This is a genomic window from Verrucomicrobiia bacterium, from assembly GCA_026414565.1.
Classification (GTDB): domain Bacteria; phylum Verrucomicrobiota; class Verrucomicrobiia; order Limisphaerales; family Fontisphaeraceae; genus Fontisphaera.
Genome location: JAOAIT010000041.1, coordinates 1 through 19610 on the forward strand (window position 1 = coordinate 1; position 19610 = coordinate 19610).

14 protein-coding genes and 1 tRNA gene are annotated in these 19610 nt (G+C 61.8%); 13 read left to right on the plus strand and 2 right to left on the minus strand.

Translation table 11 applies throughout. The features are described 5' to 3' along the window. Positions 1-731 precede the first annotated feature (731 nt). The 7 genes from N3J91_09340 (at position 732) to lsrF (ending at position 9319) form a co-directional block, all read left to right on the plus strand. Complete coding sequence (locus N3J91_09340) at positions 732-1586, plus strand: IclR family transcriptional regulator (GenBank protein MCX8156634.1); 855 nt, start codon at positions 732-734, stop codon at positions 1584-1586. After that, positions 1579-5535: an SUMF1/EgtB/PvdO family nonheme iron enzyme gene (locus N3J91_09345; GenBank protein MCX8156635.1), complete on the plus strand. Its 3957-nt coding sequence runs from the start codon at positions 1579-1581 to the stop codon at positions 5533-5535. Before N3J91_09340 ends, N3J91_09345 begins: the two co-directional genes overlap by 8 nt. Before the next feature lie 132 nt (positions 5536-5667). Beyond that, entirely contained in the window at positions 5668-6270 is a 603-nt protein-coding gene (locus N3J91_09350; protein ID MCX8156636.1) for a hypothetical protein, read from the plus strand. A 48-nt stretch (positions 6271-6318) separates the two neighbouring features. After that, positions 6319-6639, plus strand: coding sequence for a VOC family protein (locus tag N3J91_09355; protein ID MCX8156637.1), 321 nt, complete (start codon positions 6319-6321; stop codon positions 6637-6639). 13 nt (positions 6640-6652) lie between these two features. Then, positions 6653-7654, plus strand: a complete 1002-nt coding sequence (locus tag N3J91_09360; GenBank protein ID MCX8156638.1) for a dihydroxyacetone kinase subunit DhaK — start codon at positions 6653-6655, stop codon at positions 7652-7654. Between the two features lie 103 nt (positions 7655-7757). Next, complete coding sequence (gene dhaL, locus N3J91_09365) at positions 7758-8387, plus strand: dihydroxyacetone kinase subunit DhaL (GenBank protein ID MCX8156639.1); 630 nt, start codon at positions 7758-7760, stop codon at positions 8385-8387. A gap of 53 nt (positions 8388-8440) precedes the next feature. Further along, complete coding sequence (lsrF, locus tag N3J91_09370) at positions 8441-9319, plus strand: 3-hydroxy-5-phosphonooxypentane-2,4-dione thiolase (protein ID MCX8156640.1); 879 nt, start codon at positions 8441-8443, stop codon at positions 9317-9319. Positions 9320-9330: 11 nt separating this feature from the next. On the opposite strand, the gene N3J91_09375 is transcribed toward lsrF, so the two are convergent. After that, entirely contained in the window at positions 9331-10674 is a 1344-nt protein-coding gene (locus N3J91_09375) for an endo-1,4-beta-xylanase (protein MCX8156641.1), read from the minus strand. Between the two features lie 111 nt (positions 10675-10785). After that, entirely contained in the window at positions 10786-12048 is a 1263-nt protein-coding gene (locus N3J91_09380; protein MCX8156642.1) for an FAD-dependent monooxygenase, read from the minus strand. A 156-nt stretch (positions 12049-12204) separates the two neighbouring features. Between N3J91_09380 and N3J91_09385 the strand changes: the two genes are divergently transcribed. The 6 genes from N3J91_09385 (at position 12205) to N3J91_09410 (ending at position 19450) form a co-directional block, all read left to right on the plus strand. Beyond that, positions 12205-12729 (plus strand): hypothetical protein, encoded by a 525-nt coding sequence (locus N3J91_09385; protein ID MCX8156643.1) that lies wholly within the window; start codon positions 12205-12207, stop codon positions 12727-12729. Between the two features lie 102 nt (positions 12730-12831). Continuing rightward, positions 12832-12908 (plus strand) — tRNA-Arg (locus N3J91_09390). Between the two features lie 92 nt (positions 12909-13000). Next, positions 13001-13387 carry a hypothetical protein gene (locus N3J91_09395; GenBank protein MCX8156644.1) on the plus strand — a complete coding sequence of 129 codons (387 nt, stop codon included), beginning with the start codon at positions 13001-13003 and terminating at the stop codon, positions 13385-13387. Between the two features lie 243 nt (positions 13388-13630). Further along, complete coding sequence (locus tag N3J91_09400; protein ID MCX8156645.1) at positions 13631-14812, plus strand: TolC family protein; 1182 nt, start codon at positions 13631-13633, stop codon at positions 14810-14812. A gap of 186 nt (positions 14813-14998) precedes the next feature. After that, positions 14999-16372, plus strand: a complete 1374-nt coding sequence (locus tag N3J91_09405; protein ID MCX8156646.1) for an efflux RND transporter periplasmic adaptor subunit — start codon at positions 14999-15001, stop codon at positions 16370-16372. A gap of 6 nt (positions 16373-16378) precedes the next feature. Next, the gene (locus N3J91_09410; GenBank protein ID MCX8156647.1) at positions 16379-19450 is read left to right on the plus strand and encodes a CusA/CzcA family heavy metal efflux RND transporter; all 3072 of its coding nucleotides are present in this window, start codon (positions 16379-16381) and stop codon (positions 19448-19450) included. Positions 19451-19610 lie beyond the last annotated feature (160 nt).

Here is a 19610-nt window from a genome sequence, read left to right on the forward strand (position 1 = left end):
TGAACAAGGTGGAGATGGCGTTTCGGGCGTATGATCCGTGCCTGGGATGCGCGACGCACAGCCTGCCCGGCCACCTGCCGCTGGAAGCCCGCGTCTATAACCACCGCCGCGAACTGGTGGACCTCATCCGCCGGGATTGAACACCCCTCGTGTGTCTTGCCGATAGCCACGTGGACATGGGGGTTATGTCCCTCCACCGGGGATGAGTGTTGCCCACAACCCGCCTCTGTGGCATCCAGCGCTCAGTTGAAATAAATTATTCAAGAAACTATTTGCCTCCTTCGTTGCCCCAAACGTGCCGAAGGTTTCCCACGTTTGCATTCACTTCCGCCTCACCTGCGATCAATAACCCCCAGAGCCATCCTCTCTGCAAGTCCATTTAGGAGAAGGCAAAGTGCAAAATGCAATACGGGCTAGGTGCGGGCCAGGAGGAGGACGAAAGCTGAGTTGCTCAAGCACGATTCAGTTGCAATGGGCATCCTGCTTAATTGGGTGAGGGCTTTTGGCTTTGGCACGTCTGTGAGCCGCTGGCAGGGACATTGGCAATTCCTGCAATCCCTGAGTGGCAGGCGAGAGACTGAAGAGTTTGGCGCGACAACCAGGCCCCGCCATCCCAAGATCGGGACTCGGTCCGGAGGAGGGATGCAACATAAGCAAAGTAAATCTATGATTGACAGGAACCGCCGAGGTTCTTAATTTCACCTGCGAAATACAATTTCATAAGTAAAAGCATGGGCCACCGCCCCGTCCAGCGGCCGGCTGTTGCCGGCAGGATGTCCCGCTACCAGGTGCCGAATCTGGAGCGGGGCCTGAAGATTCTGGAGCTATTGCTCGACTATCCGGAAGGATTGACACAACGCGAAATTGCGGCCCGATTGCGCTGTCCGGCCACCAGTGTTTATCGGATCACCCTGACACTGGCGGCCTATGGATATGTGCAGCGCGACGAGGAGAGCAAGGCGGTGCGCTTAAGCCCCAAGTTGCTGGCGATGGGCAGCCGGGTTTTAGCCGAGGAGGATTGGTTGAGCGTGGCCATGGACGCGGCCAAGGTGTTGCGTGACGCGGTGAAAGAAACGGTACTGATTGGCACGCTGGCGGGGGATGCGTTTGTGGTGCTGGGCCAGGTGTTGGGTGCGCATCCGTTCAAGTTTTCGGTGGATTTGGGCACGCATCTGCCCCTGCACACGGCTGCGCCAGCCAAGGCGATGCTCGCGTTTTTGCCCGAGGAGGAGCGCCGCCGGGTGTTGTGGAAAATCAAGTACGAAAAATTCAATGAGCGCACCTTGAGCAACGTCCAAGCATTACAAGCCGAGCTAATGCAGGTGGCGCGGCTCGGGTATGCTGTGGACCGGCAGGAGCAGTTGACCGGCATTCATTGTGTGGCGGCGCCAGTTTTGAATCGTCACGGCTACCCCGTGGCAGCCTTGTGGACCACTGGCCCGGCCGATCGGTTGCGGGAAACAGATTTTCCCCAGGTGGCGGCGCAGGTGATGGCGCAGGCCCGGCGGGTGTCGCAGCACCTGGGCTTTGGGTGGATTGCCGCCTCCGGCAGGAGCGACGGCCAAGGGCAGCACGGACATGAATAAGATACTGCGGGTCAAATGGATGGTGGGGGCGATGCTTTTAAGCTGGCTGGCCGTCGGAATCCAGGCGGCGGCCCCGGGCTGGGCGGAAGCCTTGCTGGCGCAACGCAAGGCCGCGCTGGAAAAAACCGCGGTTCAAGAATCGCCCTGGTTCACCACCGGGCCGCTGCCGGCTAAATCTTTTGGCGAGGCGTTGTTTCCCGAAAAGGAGATCAACCTCGAAGCGCGCACAGAAGATGGCAAGCGGCGACTTTGGCAGGTGAAGGATTATCCCAACGGGGTGGTGAATGATTTGCGCGCAGGCAACAGCATGTCCACGTATTTCTATCGCACGCTGGTGGCCAGGACGGCGGGGCCGCTGCGGATCAGCCTGGGCAGCGACGACGGCTGCGAGTTTTGGTTCAACGGGGAGAAGGTGTTGTCGCGTGATGTGCCGCGGGGCGCGGCCCCGGATCAGGATGTGGTGAATGTGCAACTCAGACCGGGCACCAACACGGTGTTGTTCAAAATCTACAACCGCACGGGGAATTGCGGTTTTTACTATCAAAGCGGGGTCACCTCGCCGACGGCGATCCTGGCCGGGCTGGCCAGCCGGTATCCGCGGGAGATGGCGTTGTTTGCCAGGTACGGCCAGCCGGCCCGCTGGCTGCGCAACGCGGACAACACCACGGTGGAGCAGGAGGTCATCATTGGTTTGCTTAAGCGACTCAAAGAAGTGGAGGCGGCCCGGCAGCAGTTTCAATCGCTGGTGGAGTCCAAGGCCGCGCCCGACAATCCGGCCTGGCTCACGCTATGGCTGGGGCTGGCGGAGGAAGTGGATGCGTTCGAGCAGGCCAGGGCCGAGGTGGATCGCTTGAGTCCGGCCGCCCTGCGGCTGGCGGTGGAGGACTTGCAAAGGACCCATGGGGAGAAATACCGCGAAGGCGCGGCGGTGTTGGCGGAGTTGCAGCGTTTCGAGCAGGGGCTGCCAAAACTCAAAGAAGCCCTGGCCGCCGGCGAGCGTCGCGCCTTGCAGGCGGTGCAACACTACCGCGCCCTGGAGCGAAGAGCGTTGCTGGCCAATCCAGCCATAGATTTTCAGGAAATCCTGCTCATCAAGCGGCGCGAGGGCAACCTGGGCCTGCCACAAAACTGGCAGGGCAACAGCAGCCTGAATCCGCGCATGGAAAATGAACTGGTGCGGATGAACGTGCGCGAGGAGTTGCCGGCGTTGCGGCGGGTGTACAAGCCCACCAATGATGTTTTCGTGGGCGATGTGGATTTGCATTACGACGGCCAGAAACTGCTCTTTTCCTCCATTGGCTCGCACGGGCGCTGGCAGGTCTTCGAGATCAACGTGGACGGCACCGGCCTGCGGCAGGTCACCCCGGGGGACGAGCCGGACATTGACAGTTATGATGCCATTTATCTGCCGGACGATCGGATCATCTTTGATGCCACCACTCCCTTCACCGGCGTGCCTTGTGTGGGCGGCGCGGACTATGTGGCCAACCTGCATCTCATGACACCGGACGGCCGGCACATCCGGCGGCTGTGTTTTGACCAGGATAACAACTGGTGTCCGGTCATGCTGCCCAACGGCCGGGTGATGTACCTGCGCTGGGAATACACGGACAGCGCCCATTATTTCAGCCGCGTGCTCATGTCCATGAATCCGGACGGCACAGGACAGATGGAGTTCTATGGCAGCAATTCCTACTGGCCCAACTCGCTGTTTTATGCGCGGCCCCTGCCGGGCAGCGCGACGAAATTTGTGGGCATTGTGAGCGGGCATCATGGGGTGCCGCGCATGGGCGAGCTGGTGTTGTTTGACGCGGCGCGCGGGCGGCAGAGCGACGCCGGGGCAATCCAGCGCATTCCGGGGTACGGCAAGCCGGTCAAAGCGGAGATCAAGGATGCGCTGGTGGATGGCTCGTGGCCGAAGTTTTTGCATCCGTTTCCGTTGAGCGACAAACATTTTCTGGTGGCCTGCAAGCCCACCCCGCAGGCGCTGTGGGGCATTTATCTGGTGGATATTTTCAACAACCTGCTGTTGCTGCGCCAGGAGCCGGGCTATGCGCTGTTCGAGCCGGTGCCCCTGCGCAAAACGGAGCGGCCGCCCATCATCCAGGACAAGGTGCGGCCCGGCGCCACCAATGCCGTGGTGTACCTGCACAATGTGTACCAGGGCGATGGTTTGCAAGGCGTGCCGCCGGGCACGGTGAAAAGCCTGCGGTTGTTTCAGTATGAATATTCCTATCGCAACATGGGCGGGCATTATTTCATCGGCATGGAAGGGGGCTGGGACGTGCGGCGCCTGATTGGCACCGTGCCGGTGCAGCCTGATGGCTCGGCTTTGTTCAACGTGCCCGCCAACACGCCGTTGGCCATCCAACCGCTGGACGCCGAAGGCAAGGCGCTCCAGCAGATGCGGAGCTGGTTTGTGGGAATGCCGGGCGAGTATGTTTCCTGCGGCGGCTGTCATGAGCGGCAGAATCAGAGCTCCACCCTGCGCAATGCTCTCGCGGCTCGCAGCACACCGGTGGATCCCACGCCGTGGCACGGTCCCAAGCGTGGATTCAGTTTCCTGCGGGAGGTCCAGCCGGTGCTGGATCGCTATTGCTCGGGTTGCCATGATGGCAAAGACCCCGCGCGGCCCAATCTTGCCGACACGCAAATCGTGCGGACCACCGTCGGGGCGCGGCTGCCGGTATCCTATTTGAACCTGCATCCCTTCGTGCGCCGCAACGGCCCGGAAGGGGATTATCATGTGCTGACTCCCCTGGAGTTTCACGCCGACACCAGCCGGCTGGTGCAGATGTTGCGCAAGGGGCATTACAATGTGCGTCTGGATGCGGAGGCGTGGGATCGTCTGATTACCTGGATTGACTTGAATGTGCCGGCCCACGGCACCTTTCACGAGGCGGGCAGCATCCCGTCCAACTTTGCGCAGCGGCGGCGGGAGGCCGCGATAAAATATGCCAATGTCCACGAAGACATTGAGGAAATCCCCAATCCCTCACCGCCCCGCCCGGCCTTTCAAATGCCCCCGCCGATGCCGCCGCGGCCGGCGCCCGTGACCCTGGCCGGCTGGCCCTTCAGCGAGGCCGAGGCCAAAACCCGGCAGGCGCAACTGGGCACCTCGGAACTACGACTCGATTTGGGAGGGGGCCAGGCGATTGTCTGCCGGCGCATTCCAGCAGGCGAATTTCCAATGGGCGATGTGCAGGGCGAGGCGGATGAATATCCGATGACTGTGGTCAAAATTGAACGGCCCTTCTGGCTGGGCGTAATGGAAGTGAGCCTGGCGCAATATCAACAATTTGATCCGCAGCATCGAAACGGTTACTACGACATGCATTACAAAGATCAGGTCAAGCCGGGTTATCTTATGGACGCGCCCAACCTGCCGGTCATCCGGGTGTCCTGGGAGCAGGCCATGGCCTTTTGCCGCTGGCTCTCGGCGCGCACCGGCAAACGGGTCACGCTGCCCACCGAGGCGCAATGGGAATGGGCCTGCCGGGCTGGCACGGCGTCCCCCATGTACTACGGAGATTTGAACACGGACTTTGCCCCGTTTGCCAATCTGGCAGACGCCACCATCAGCCAGTTGGCCGTGCAGGGGGTGGACCCCCAACCCATACCCAACCCGGACAAGTTTTGGGATTTTGTGCCCAAGGATGCCCGTTTCAATGATGGAGTGCTGCATCTGGCTGAGTGCGGCCGCTACCGTCCCAATGCCTGGGGGTTGCACGACATGATCGGCAACGTCGCCGAGTGGACTCTGGACGACTACCGGCCTTATCCCTACACCCCGGCGCCCGCTGCAACTGTGACCGCCCAAACCCGGAAAGTCGTGCGGGGCGGCTCCTGGGCCGAGCGGCCCAAGGAATCGCGGGCTTCCTCGCGTCTGGATTATCCGGCGTGGCAGCGCGTGTACAACGTGGGCTTCCGCGTGGCCGTGCTGGATTAAGTTTTAACGGCCAACTCAACCCCAACCAACTCACATCAACGCATGAATCGCAGAACTCACCTCAAACTGATGGCCGCAGCCGCCGGCGCCGCCGCGCTTAGTGGCAGTCTGGCCCACGCAGCCCAAACCTCTATGAAAACCAAAACCGTGAAACTCCCCAAGTACTCCAACGCCGACTTCTACGATAAAAGCGGCAAGTTCCTGCCGGAAAAAGCCAAAGCGGCTTATTTCGACATGATGCAGCGCCATGGCTATGACATGCACATCGAGCACGCCAAAAAGTGGGCCACGGACTTCTGGGTGACGGACTTTGGCCTGGGCGACTTTGTGCACGTGGGCATGGGGGGGGTGTTCTGGATCAATTCGCAGGAGCACAACTACTTTGCGCACGAAATTTACCTGCTGCCGGGCCAGATGATTGTGGAGCATGCCCACGTGGAAACCGCCAGGGCCAGGCCCAAGATGGAAAGCTGGCACGTGCGCCATGGCAGTGTGTACTGCTTCGGGGAAACCGGCGGCGACATTCCGGCCGGGGTGGTGTTGCCGAAAAGTCAGGAAAAGTACATCACGGTGCGCCGTTGCACCGAGGTGGTGGCGGGCGATTTGCTCACCCTGAACCGGCCCACGGCCAAGCACTTTATGATGGGCGGCCCTGCCGGCGGCATCGTCAGCGAATACGCCTCTTTTCACGACAACGACGGGCTGCGCTTTACTAATCCCAATGTGAAGTTCTGATCCCCACCTTCAACCGACCCATACCCCCCCATCCCCCACTGAAGCCTTATGCAAAAGGAATTCCATCATATCGGCATGCCCACCGCCCAAAAACGCCCGGATGAAATCTATCTGGAAAGCGTCAAGCTCTTCATCACCGACGCCGGGAAAAACCCGCATCGCATCGAGTGGGTGCGCCCGGAGCCAGGGTGCCCTTTCCCGGAAGTGATGAAGACGAAGGCGCACGTGGCCTACACGGTGGACAATCTGGAGGAGGCGCTGCGCGGCAAACAGGTGATCTGGCCGCCGTTTGAGCCGCTGCCGGGGGTGCGCGTGGCCTTTGTGCTCGATGAAGAGGCGCCCGTGGAATATCTGGAGTTCAAATCCTGAAAAGGAGGTTCTTATGGCCATGAAAAAATTTATCAACAACCCGAAAAACCTTACCCCGGAATTGCTCGAGGGGTTTGTCATTGCCCACGGCGACCTGGTGAAACTGGTTTCCGAAAAAATCGTCTGCCGCGCCCAGCCCAAGCCGCAGAACAAGGTGGCGCTGGTGACGCTCGGCGGGGCGGGGCATGAGCCGGCACTCAGCGGCTTTGTGGGTCCAGGCATGTTGGATTTCAGCGTGGTGGGCGACATCTTTGCGGCGCCGGGACCGCCCAAAGTCATTGAGGCCCTGCGCCTGGCCAGGCGCGATGCCGGCATCTTGTTTGTGGTGCTCAATCACGCCGGCGATGTCATGAGCGCCAACATGGCCATGGAAATGGCCGACAAGGAGGGCATCCGGTACAAAATGATCCTGACGCATGAGGACATCGCCCCCGGCGCGGATGCGCCGGCGGAAGACCGCCGCGGACTGGTGGGGGCCCTGCCGCTGTACAAGATTGCCGGGGCGGCCGCCGAGGCCGGCAAAAGTCTGGAGGACGTTTACACCTTGGCGGAGCGCTTCAATCAAAACATGGCCACCCTGGCCGTGGCGATGAAAACTGCGACGCACCCGGCCACCGGCCAGAGCATTTTTGAGCTGGCAGATGATGAGATGGAAATCGGCATGGGGCAGCATGGCGAGGCGGGCACGGGACCTTGCAAAATCATGACCGCTGACCAGACCGCCGAGATGATGCTCACACGGCTGCTGGAGGCGATTAAAGCCCGTCAGGGCGATCGCCTGCTGTTGATTTTGAACGGCAGCGGCGCCACCACCTTGATGGAGCTGTATATCGTGTTGCGCGCCTGTAAGAAACTGCTGGATGCGCGCGGCCTTCAGCTCGCCGCCGCGGAAGTGGGCGAGTTCCTCACGGTGCAGGAAATGGCGGGGTTCCAGATGTTCGTCGCGAAAATGGATGACGAGCTATTGCACTACTATCAGGCACCCTGCCATACGCCGGCCTGGACGAGGCCCTGACCACCACCGTGGCTCAGCCAATCAAGCTCTCCATGACCAAAGGCTTAGTGCGGCCAGGCCTTTTTCTTTGAGGGAATAAAAGCAGCCGGCAGGAGTTGTAACGATGGAAACAATCAACCTTGCGCAGTTGGGGGCCATGTTGCAGGCGGCGGCGGCACAGATTCGGGCCCACCACGAGATGCTCTCGCGACTGGACAGCGCCATCGGCGACGGCGATCACGGTACCACGATCTTGCGCACCATGGAGACCGTGGAGCGTACCGTGGCGGAGGGCGCGCCTACTTTCCAGGAATTGTTGTCCAAAGTCGCCTGGGCGGTGATGGGCTGCGATGGCGGTTCCACCAGTCCGCTGCTGGGCTCCCTGTTCCTGGGCATGAGTGAGGCGGTGGCCGGCCGGACGGAGCTGGACCACGCAGCCATGGTGGCCATGTTCGAGGCCGGCATCAACAAACTTGCCCGCCAAAGCCGCGCCAAGGTGGGCGACAAAACCATGATGGATGCCTTCCTGCCGGCGTTGGAGGCTTTGAAGGCCGCGGACCCCACGGGCGGCATCCCGGCCGCGTTGGCGCAGGCTGCAGCCGCTGCCGCCCAGGGGGCTGATGCCACCAAAAACATGCGTGCCAAATTCGGCCGCGCCCGCAACTTGGGCGATCGCGTCCTTGGCCATCCCGATCCGGGAGCTGTATCGGTATCCCTGATTTTCAAGGGATTCAGCGACGGCCTGAAACCGTAGTCCGATCCCATCGCGTAACATTGTAATCAATCAACCTTAACTGACCTCACCTTATGGCAGACCAGGAGAACACGTTATCGGCCAAAGACTATGGCATCGGCATTCCCGTGCCACGCCATCCCTTTTTCCTCAAAGGGCTCGACCATGTGGACTGGGGGATGAAAGACCGCCTGGCGCGCATCTTCAACCCCAAATCCGGCCGCACGGTGATGCTGGCCTTTGACCACGGCTACATCATGGGGCCAACGAGCGGGCTGGAGCGCATGGACCTTACCATCACCCCGCTGATTCCTTATGCGGACTGCTTGATGTGCACGCGCGGGGCCTTGCGCAGCATCGTGCCGCCGGCCAGCAACAAGCCCATTGCGCTGCGGTATTCCGCCGGCTCCACCGTGCTCACGGAGCTCAACGACGAGTGCCTGTTGGACATCGAGGACGCGGTTCGCTTGAACGCCTCGGCGCTGGCCGTCATGGCGGCCATCGGCAGCAAGTTTGAAGCCCTGACCATCCGCAATCTTGTGACCACCGCGGATCTGGGCGCCAAGTATGGCATCCCCACCCTCGGCGTCACCGCCGTGGGCAAGGAACTGACCCGTGACGCCCGTTATTTGTCATTGGCCTGCCGAATTTGCGCGGAAAATGGCGCCACTTTTGTCAAAACCTATTTCTGCGAGCCGGACTTTGACAAGGTCACAGCCTCCTGTCCGGTGCCGATCGTGATTGCCGGCGGCAAGAAGCTGCCTGAAGAAAAGGCGCTGGAATTCGCTTACAAGGCCATTCAACAGGGGGCCGCCGGTGTGGACATGGGCCGCAATGTTTTCCAATCCGAAGATCCCGTGGCCATGATCCAGGCCGTCCGGGGCGTGGTGCATGATCACTTGAAACCTGCCGAAGCGTTTGATTTGTTCCAAACCCTCAGGCAGCGCAAATAAGCGGCCCTGCTTTATTGGCGCAAGGTGATTTGCAGGGGTTGGGCAACCCGGTGCCAGGCGTTGGTGACCCGCCCGCCCACAGTCAGGCGGTATTCCCCTGCGTAAGCCGCAGGTAGGGTCAGCCGGCCCTCCGGGTCGGTGGTGAAGGTGCCGCGGGTGCGCCATTGATGATTGATCAGGTGGTCCAGCTTTTCGTAGGCGGGCTTGGGCGTGCCGTCCGGCCGCAGCAGACCCACCGGCGCGCCCAGCCAAGCCCCGCGATCCGAATAATTCCACACGACAATGCCGATGCAGTTGGAATGACTGAATAGCAGGCGGTAAAACTGCTCCAGATAATTGGCCTGCACCGCCTCGTTTTCGGGATCGGTGTGCCAGTCAGTGGCGCGCGAGCGCCAGTCAATTTTACGCCGCGGTCCGCTGAGCACGCTTAATTCCGTGAACAAGACGGGGCGTCCCAGCGTGCTGTGGCGTTCAACAATCTCCCACGTTTGCCGCACGGTCCACGGCCCATCGTGCATGTGGCTCTGCTGGCCGATGATGTCCACCGGCGCTCCGGCCTTGATCAGCTCGCCGACGAAGCGCGTAAAGGCGGCTGAACGATCGTAATCATTGACCACCAGTTTCAGTTGCGGATTCAGCCGGCGCGCCTCTTTTAAGTAATGCGCCACGAGAGCGACTTTGCCTTCGGCCTGCATCAGCCGGGTCATGGGATTGTTGGTGAACCGCTCCCACTGCACCACCTCGTTGAAAATGTCCGCATCCGCCAGTGCGGGCAAAACGGTCGCGGACATCTCGCGCAGGCGTTCATCCATAAGCGCCCGCATGGCGGCAGGTTCGGGCTGGTCTTGCATCATCCAGCGGGGCAGTACGTTGTCCTGATTCCAGAACACCGGATGCCCGCGCGGGGTGAGGCCCTTTTCTTTGAGCCATTGGATGTATTGCAGGCGCACCGCACTCTGCGGCTGCCCCTTTTGCGGCTCATATCCGCCCCAGTAAAGATGCACCGTAGCGTAGTTGAACAGCCGCAGAAAATGCTCGCGATGCCGCCGGTCCACCTCCGTTTCGTCCGGGCGCTCACGGAGACGGGGATCGAAACCGGCGCCAAAATAAAAGTCGTGGCGGAGATGTTCGACCTTGACCTCCGTGCGGGCCAGCGGTTTGCCCTGGGCATTCACCACCTTGATTTGCAGCGGGGCCGTCCGTGCTTTTTGAATGCGCGCGTCCGTTTCCGCCAGCAGGCGGACTTCGTCTTCCGCCAAGGGCGGGGAGGTTTGGGCCAAAAGCGGGGCAGGGGAGAGACTCAAACCGGCCAGCACGACAGCCGCCTGTACAAAATTACAGTGCCAAGGTTGCATGGCTTGCATTCAACGCCAGCAGCCAGGCTCTGGCAAGCCATTCCGCCTGGGCATGGCCCTTGTGATGCGCACCCCGGTTTCTTTCATGGGCGGCACGGGGGACCGGCATTTTCAACCATGCCACGCCAGCCCGAGCTGGGCGCCCAGGTGCACAAGATCCTCTCCCAGGGCCGGCAGGCAGGCCTGCAAGCGAGGGAGGTGCTGTTTGACCCATCCCTCGGCGTTGGGGCCGGCCTGCAAACCGCCGTTTAATCCGAGCAGCGCCTGCCAGGCGCGGTGATGTTGCTGGTGATATTCCTCAAACAATTCCCGGCCCCCTTGCTGGCGCAAAACCCGGGCCAGACGCCGGCCCAAATCCTGCGCCTCCAGCAGACCGGCGTTCATGCTTTGCATGCCGGCCGGCCCGGTCTGATGGGCGGCATCGCCGGCCAGCCAGCAGCGGTCCACGCCAAACCGCCGGGCCACCCGCCGTTCAAACCGCACCTGGCCGTGCCAGATCACCTCCTGCGGCTGTGCTTTGAAGAAGGGCGCGTGTTGTTTGAGCAATTCCGTCAACTGGCTCACCAGCGCATCCTGCGGCCCGCGGTGCACCACCTGAACCGGCTCGCGCACCTTCGGCTGGTGATCTTCTTCCAGACGCGCGCTTTTAGGGAAAGCCCAGCGGCCGCGATCCGGCCCCAGCGGCCAGTAATAGGCCGCGCCATTTTCCTCCAAGGCCACCAGGGCTTCATGCCCGGCCTCAGACGGCAGGCTGAATTCAAAAATTTCATAGGTCTCCGGCGCGGTCCCTGCCTGCCATTCAATGCCCATCGCCCGGCGCACGTAGGAATGATGGCCGTCGGCGCCCACAACGTAACTGGCATGATTCAAAAAACTTTCCTTCACCACCCAGTCCCACGTGGGCACGATGTAACCGGTGGCACTTTCGACCAGTTTTTCGATGGTGCTGAGCACCTCGGTGGTTTCCGGCACCAGACTGGCCAGACGATGATTCCAGAGCAACTGAACCTGCGGTTGTTGGCGCAAGGCCCGCTCCAACAGCCCTTCCAGTTCGCTTTGGGGGATGACCAGCACATAAGGATACCCGCCGCCGAGCTGGTCGAGCCGCACCACGCCCACTTGTTGCTGGCGCACGTAGTACACCTGCCGCTCAATCCGCCAGCCCAGATTGAGCAGTTCGCCTCCCAGCCCCAGGTCGGCCAGCAGACGCAAGGAGCGGCCATGCAGGGCGCAGGCATAGCTGCGGGCGGCCCGGCGCCACTCCTGGTCCACCACCATGACGGGCACTCCCTCCCGGGCCAGGGTCAACGCCGTCACCATGCCGCACGGGCCGGCCCCGACGACCAAAACGTCCGTTTGCTCGTATTTGCGCATAAATGCATGTTTGGTTGTTTTAATAATCTTCTCTTCTGCAATATATCACCAAACCCCAAGCCACCAAGCACCAGTTACGCTTACCCTTCCTCCCAGCCCGGTTCGAGGCGCCCGGCCTGCTTTGCAAAACCTGCACCCCCGGCTTATGCTATTTCTATGAGGACGCTGCCTCCAGCGGAAGTCATGCTGGCCAATGCCGCCCTCGGTTGGCTGGAGTTGGGTCTGCCCAACGAAGCCCAAGCCGAGCTGCAGCGGATCGCCCCTCCTTTCCAGCGTCATCCGGTGATCCTTGAACTGCGCTGGCGGGTTGCTCATGACCTCGCCGATTGGGAGCAGGCCTTGGCCATCGCGCGGGAGGAGATTCAATGCCTCCCCACCGAGCCGATGGGGTACATCCACCAGGCCTACGCCTTGCGCCGTATTCGGGGCGGGGGCCTGGAAAAAGCCCACAACGCCCTGCTCCCCGCCGCCCGTCTATTTCCCGAACTGGATCTAGTCCATTACAATCTGGCCTGCTACACCGCTCAAATGGGGCGGCTGGAAGAAGCCTGGCAATGGTGGCGCCAGGCGCTCAAAGTCACTGCCGACACCACCTGCCTTATGGCCATGGCGCTCAAGGATGATGACCTGCGCCCCCTGTGGTCGCGCATCCGGGAATTAAGCCGCAAACCCGATGTCTGAACCGCGTCCGCCAGGGCTGCTGCCGCCTGCTTTTTACATTTGCGCCCCGCGACGATTTGCGGGATTTTATTGCCGCCCAAAGGCCGCCTGCGGGCGGGGGTTGCGTCCGTAGCTCAATTGGATAGAGCTTCTGACTTCGGATCAGAAGGTTGCAGGTTCGAGTCCTGCCGGACGCGCCAAACGCCGTGCTACGGTGGCGTCATCCCAATCACCTTGGCCATTTCCCGATGATAGCTTGGCAATTTCCTGGCGGTAGGTTATTTTAACCGCTGTGAGTGCGTTCACCAGAAAGTTGGCGGCGTTGATGCTGGCTCTCTATGTGCTGGCCTCAATGCACTGCGTTCTGGAAGCGGTGCCCGGCTTCGAATTTCTTAAAACTTGTTGCTTCGTCGAGTCCTCCTCCCCGGCTGCTGCAGATTGTGAGCAGGATGGCTGCAAGGTGGAGAAAGCTCAATACCGCCAGGAAGAGCAGGGTGGGAGCCTGCCCCAAGCCCAGTGGATTCTGGACGCCTGTCTGGTGCCGACGGAGCCGCCCTTATTACAGACGGTCAAAATCAATCCTTCCCCCGCTGCCAGGCCGCCGCCCGAACTTCTCCGGCGCTGGCAATTCATTTGTCGCACTGCCCGCCTTCCGCGGGCGCCTTCCTATATCGTCTAGGCACTTTCCCGGGCGGGGATCTTGATTAACCTGCCGGGGAGGGAATCTGTCACGGGCGAGGGTGTCCTAGCACACCCTAATCGCGCTCAGCTTTCACCACCGAATTGAAGATTTGTTGATCATTTTATGAAACCATTGGGGCGTGTAATCAAAGGGGCTTGTACGCTTTGGATTGGATTAATCGCAGCGGGGGGAGTCTGCCAACTGCCCGCCCAGCCGGCACCCCTGCCTCGAACCAACCACTTGACGCTGGAAGAGGCGTTGCGGCTGGCGCTTACCCATCATCCTTCCCTGAAAGCCGCGGCGGCACGCATGGCCGCCGCAGCCGGACGGGCCGAGCAGGCCGGGCGGTGGTCCAACCCCGAGTTGGAAATTCGAACGGAGGAATGGGCGGTGAGCCGCGGGCGTGGTTTCGCCGATGCCGAACAGACCGTTGGCATTGCCCAGACGCTGCCTTATCCGGGCAAGAAATCACTGGACAAACAACTGGGGGGCGTGGCGGTTCAGCTTGCCGAGGTAGAGCAGAGGTTGCGCCGGACGGAAATTGTGCGTGAGGTCAAGGCGGCCTTTTACCGGGTCCTGGTCATGGAACGGGTCGTCGAGGTGTCCACGCAACGAGTGGCGCTGGCGGAGTCTTTTGCCCTCACGGCCCGCCGCCGGGTCGAAGCCGGCGCCGCCACCGCACAAGAACAATTACGTGCCGAGGTGCAACTGGAGCAGGCCCGCACCGAATCCGATGAATGGCTGCGGGAGAAGGAAATCAGCCGGCAGTCACTGGCTCTCATGCTCGGACAACCAGAATTAAAAGATGCGGCCCTGATAGGGGCGCTGGCCGAGGCCCCGCCGCCGCGCTGGCCCGAGGCTGAAACGGAAGCCTGGCTGGAGCGGCATCCGAGCGTGATGGCCGCTCAGGCGGCACTGGTGCAGGCACGGTTGGCCCATCGGCGGGCACGGCTGGAGACTTATCCCGACCTCAAGGTAAGTTTGGCCGGCGGGCGCAGGGGCGAAACCGACGAAGGGATCATCGCGCTCGGTTTTTCGCTACCCTTGCCACTCCTGGACCGCGGCCAGGGAAGACAACGGGAATCCCTGGCGCAGGTTCACCAGGCGGAAGCCGAATTACACCTCGTCCAGCAACAGTTGCGGCAGGAATGGATCCGCGCCCGTAAGCGCTACCAGACCGCTGCCATCCAGGTGGGCCGGTACCGCGAACAATTGTTGCCCAAAGCAGAGGAGGCCTTGCATCTGGTGCAACAGGGATTCGAGGAGGGAAAATTTACCTTCATGGACCTGCTGGATACGCAACGCACTGCCGCCGAAACACGGCTGGCGTACTGGCAGAAGGTGCTCGAACTCCATCTTGCGCAGGCTGAACTGGAGGCTCTGCTCCGGCCGGAAACCCCTGGATTAACTTCCCCTCATTGAGAGAACACGATTATGAAAACGTTAAAAGCTATCATGCCCATGGCTCTGTCCGTGCTGGCAGCCCTTGCCTTGCTCACCGGCTGCCGCAAACCGGCAACCCCGAATGAGTCAGCCGAAGACAGGCATGCAGGACATTCCCACTCAGCGCCAAAGGCGGCGCCGTCGAATCCAGCCGGCCAAGCCACCATGTCGGGTGGAGCAAAGTGTGCGGCCCACAATGCCCCCCGCGCCTGGTGCTTCCTGTGCGATGCCCGCCTGCGGGAGCCGGGCCGGTTGTGGTGCCAGGAGCACAATCGCTATGAAGACCGGTGCTGGTTGTGCCATCCCGAAGCGCGGGATAAACAGCGTTTGTGGTGTGAGGAGCATGCATTATACGAAGATGAATGTTTCCTGTGCCATCCGGAGCTGAAGTCCAAGGCCCCTTCTTCCTCCGCCCCGCAAGCCGCGCTGATGTGCAAGGAACATGGCGTCCTGGAGGCCGAATGCGCCATCTGTCATCCGGAGGCCGTGGCGCAGTTGAAACCGGGGGAAGGTTTGCAGGTACGGCTGCCTTCGCCCCAGTCTGCGGGGATGGTTGGACTGCAAACGGCGGCTACGGGGAGCGGGAAGGTTACCGAGAGCGTGGAATGTTTGGCGGAAATCATCTTCAACCAGAACAAGCTGGCGCATATTGCCGCGCCCCTGAGCGGCATCCTCCACACGGTGGAGGCGGAGCTGGGGGCCCACGTAAAGGAAAAGCAGACGGTCGCCAGAATCTGGTCGGCGGCCATTGCAGAAACGGTGGCCAGGGCAGTCCTGTCCCACCAGACGTTGGAGCGGGAACGGAAATTGAGAGCCAGCCGGGTGACCTCCCAGGCGGCGCTGGACGAGGCCGAGGCCGCCCACCGGGCCGTGTGCCAGCAATTGCGCACGCTGGGCTTCACGGAGGAGCAGGTGGACGAGGTGGGCCGGCTGGCGCCTGACCAGGTCTTGCTGGAGGTCCGTGCCCCTTTTGCGGGTGAAATCATAGAACGAACGGGTGTGCGGGGGACCCTCGTGGAGGCGGGCAGGCCCCTGTTCACACTCGCTGACACCTCCACCATGTGGGCCATGTTGCAAGTGCCGGCCACCGCACTGCCCCACCTTCAAACTGGCCTAACAGTGGAACTGCGTGTGGATGCACTGCCGGGGCAGGTCTTCACCGGCACGTTGACCTGGGTGGGGCCGGCCTTGGATGAACGGACGCGCATGGCCCGGGCCCGGGCGGAATTTCCGAATCCGGACGGCAGGCTCAAGGACAGGATGTTCGCCCGGGCGCGCATTGTTGTGCGCCAAAGGGACAACGCCGTGCTCGTGCCCGGCGCCGCCATTCAATATTTGGAAGGGCGGCCAATCGTTTTTGTCCGCCGGACGGACGACCTCTATGAGGTGCGGGCGGTTGAACTCGGGGCCCGCGTGGGGGAACACCGGGAAATTATGGCCGGCCTCAAACTGGCGGAGCCTGTTGCGGTTAGCCGGTCTTTTGCGTTGAAGTCGGCCCTGTTGATTTCGCGTCTGGGAGCGGGTTGTGCGGATGACTAAACGCCTATGTTAAACTGGATTATCAGCGTTTCCCTGCGGAATCGTCTGCTGGTGTGTGTGCTGGCGGGCCTGGGGGTGGCCCTCGGCGCGCGCAATCTCGGCCGCTTGCCGGTGGACGCCTTCCCGGACACCACGCCCGTCCAGGTGCAAATCAATACCACCGCGCCGGCGCTTAATCCCCATGAAGTGGAGGCTCAAATCACCATACCGGTGGAGCTGGCCATCAGCGGTTTGCCGGGACTGCAAAACGTGCGCTCCCTGTCCAAGTTTGGCCTCTCCCAGGTGGTGGCCACCTTTGAGGACCGGGTGAACATCTTTCAGGCCCGCCAGTTGATCCTGGAACGATTGCAGACCGTCGAGCTTCCTCCTGGACTGCCACGGCCCCAACTGGGGCCGATTGCCACCGGCCTGGGCGAGGTTTTTCACTATCTCGTCTGGTCCACCAATGCAAATCGCACCCTCACCGAGTTGAGAATCCTGCAAGATTGGGTAATCAAGCCCGAATTGCGCAAAGTTCGCGGAGTGGCCGAGGTGAACACCTGGGGCGGTTTTGAGAAACAGTACCATGTGGTGGTGGACACTGAGCGCCTCATCAAATACCGCCTGACCTTGGAGGATTTATTTGCCGCGCTCGAAGCCAACAACCAAAACGTAGGTGGGGGCCAAATCACCCGCAGCGGAGAGTCCTTGCTGGTCCATGGCGTGGGATTGACCACCAACACCCAGGCCATCGCCGACATTGTCCTGACCAGTGTGCAGGGTACCCCGGTGCACGTGGGAGATGTGGCCACGGTCCGGGAGGACCACGAAATCCGCCGCGGGGCGGTCACGGCCAATGGCCGGGGTGAGGCCGTGCTGGGGTTGGGCTTCATGCTCATGGGGGAAAACAGCGCCGAGGTGACTCGCGCCCTCAAGGCGAAACTGGCCGAGGTTCAAAAAAGCCTGCCCCCCGATGTCCACCTCGAGGTGTTGTATGATCGGACAGAGCTGGTGGATAACGTCATCCGGACGGTGGAACACAATCTGCTGGCTGGCGCGTTGCTGGTGGTGGCTGTGTTGTTTGCTTTCCTGGGCAATTTGCGGGCTGGTCTGATCGTGGCGGCGGCCATTCCGCTGTCCATGCTCTTTGCCGGCAACCTCATGTTGCAAACCGGCATTGCGGCCAGCTTGCTGAGCCTGGGGGCCATTGATTTTGGCCTGATTGTGGATAGCTCGGTCATCATGGTGGAAAATTGCGCCCGGCAGGCCGCACGCCAGCGCGAGCGTCCCTGGTTGGAGGTGATTCGCGACGCAGCCCTCGAAGTGCGCCAGCCCACCTTGTACGGTGAGCTGATCATCCTGGTGGTGTTTTTGCCGGTGCTCACCCTCGAGGGGATCGAAGGCAAGATGTTTCGTCCCATGGCCTTGACCATGATCTTTGCGTTGCTGGGTTCGCTGCTCATTTCCCTGGTGCTGATGCCGGTGCTCGCCAGCCTGCTGTTGTCCCGGCACATGGCGGCCGGTGAGCCCTGGCTGGTGCGGGCTGCCCGGTGGCTTTACACTCCTTGCTTGAATTGGGCCTTGCGGCATCGGGCGGCTGTGCTGGCGGGGGCGCTGATGCTGCTGGCCGGCGGCGCCTGGCTGGCCGCCCGCATGGGGGGTGAGTTCTTGCCCCGCCTGGGGGAGGGCGCCATTGTGGCCACCACCGTGCGGCTGGCGGGGATTTCCGTGGAAGAGTCCGTGGCCCAAAATCATCTCATTGAACAGAGGATATTGGCCGAGTTCCCTGACGAAGTGGCCCGTGTCTGGACGCGCCTGGGCACGGCCGAAGTGGCCACCGATCCCATGGGCGTGGAGCTGGCGGATTTTTTCCTGGCGCTCAAGCCGCGGGAGCAGTGGCGCAAGGCCCGCACCCAGGAGGAACTGGCCGCGCAACTGCGCGCACTGCTCCAGCAGGTGCCGGGTATGCGGCCTGCGCTCAGCCAGCCCATCGAAATGCGCATGAACGAGATGATCGCCGGCGCGCGCGGGGATCTGGCCTTGAAAATCTATGGCGATGATCTGGAGGAATTGCGCCGCCTGGCCGCCGCAGTGCAGGGCGTGCTGGCTCGCATCCCGGGCGCCAGCGAGGTCTCCGTGGAGCAGCTGACCGGCCAGGGTGTTTTGCAGGTCCATGTCAATTCCCAGGCCCTGGCACGCCACGGCGTCCCAGCCCGTCACGTGTTGAACGTGGTGGAGGCCGTGGGAACCCGGCGGGTGGGCGAGGTCCGCGAGGGGCAAAGGCGCTTTCCCTTGGTGGTGCGTCTGCCAGACGAGCAGCGCCAAAACCCGGAAGCCCTCGCCAACACTCTCATCCCCACGGCCGGCGGGGCGGTGCTTCCCTTGAATCAACTGGCGCAGCTCACCGAAAGCGAAGGCCCCGCCACCATTAACCGGGAATGGGGCCGGCGCCGCATCACAGTGCAATGCAACGTGCAGGGCCGGGATGTCAAAAGTTTCGTTGCCGAAGCCCGGGCCAGCCTCGAGGCCCACATTCAATGGCCTGCCGGCTATGCCTTGGAGTGGGGCGGACAGTTTGAAAACATGGAGCGGGCCAATCGCAAACTCATGTTTGTCACGCCCATGGCCCTGGCGCTGATTCTGGTGCTCCTCTTTTTCAGCCTTAAATCGTTGCGCGATGTGTTGATGGTGGCCACGGGCATTCCGCTGGGAGCGGTGGGAGGCGTGCTCGCCCTGTGGCTGCGTGACATGCCATTCACCGTGAGTGCTGGCATAGGTTTTATTGCCCTGAGCGGCGTGGCCATTTTGAATGGCCTCGTGTTGGTCACTTTTATCCGCCAGCGCCTGGCGGAAGGGGTGGCCGTGGCGGATGCTGTGCGGGAGGGATGCCTGAGCCGGTTACGACCGGTGCTGATGACCGCCCTGGTGGCGGGGGTGGGTTTCCTGCCCATGGCGCTGAATGTGGGCGTGGGGGGTGAGGTCCAGCGGCCGCTGGCCACGGTGGTTATTGGCGGCATCTTCACCAATACCCTGCTTACCCTGGTGGTGCTGCCCGCCTTGTACTCAATTTTTGGACGGGCCCGTGCCATCCCCGCTTGAGAACAGGAGTGGGGGGCATTCGGCAACCGGCCAATTTCACCCCCCGGCCTGTCTCTGGCCGATTTGTGCTGGAAGCGGTCTGCCCGCCACGGCTTGCCAGCGTCCTCGGGCGCGAGTATGTTGCCCCAAACAATGCTCCCACGCTGCACGAACTCACCGC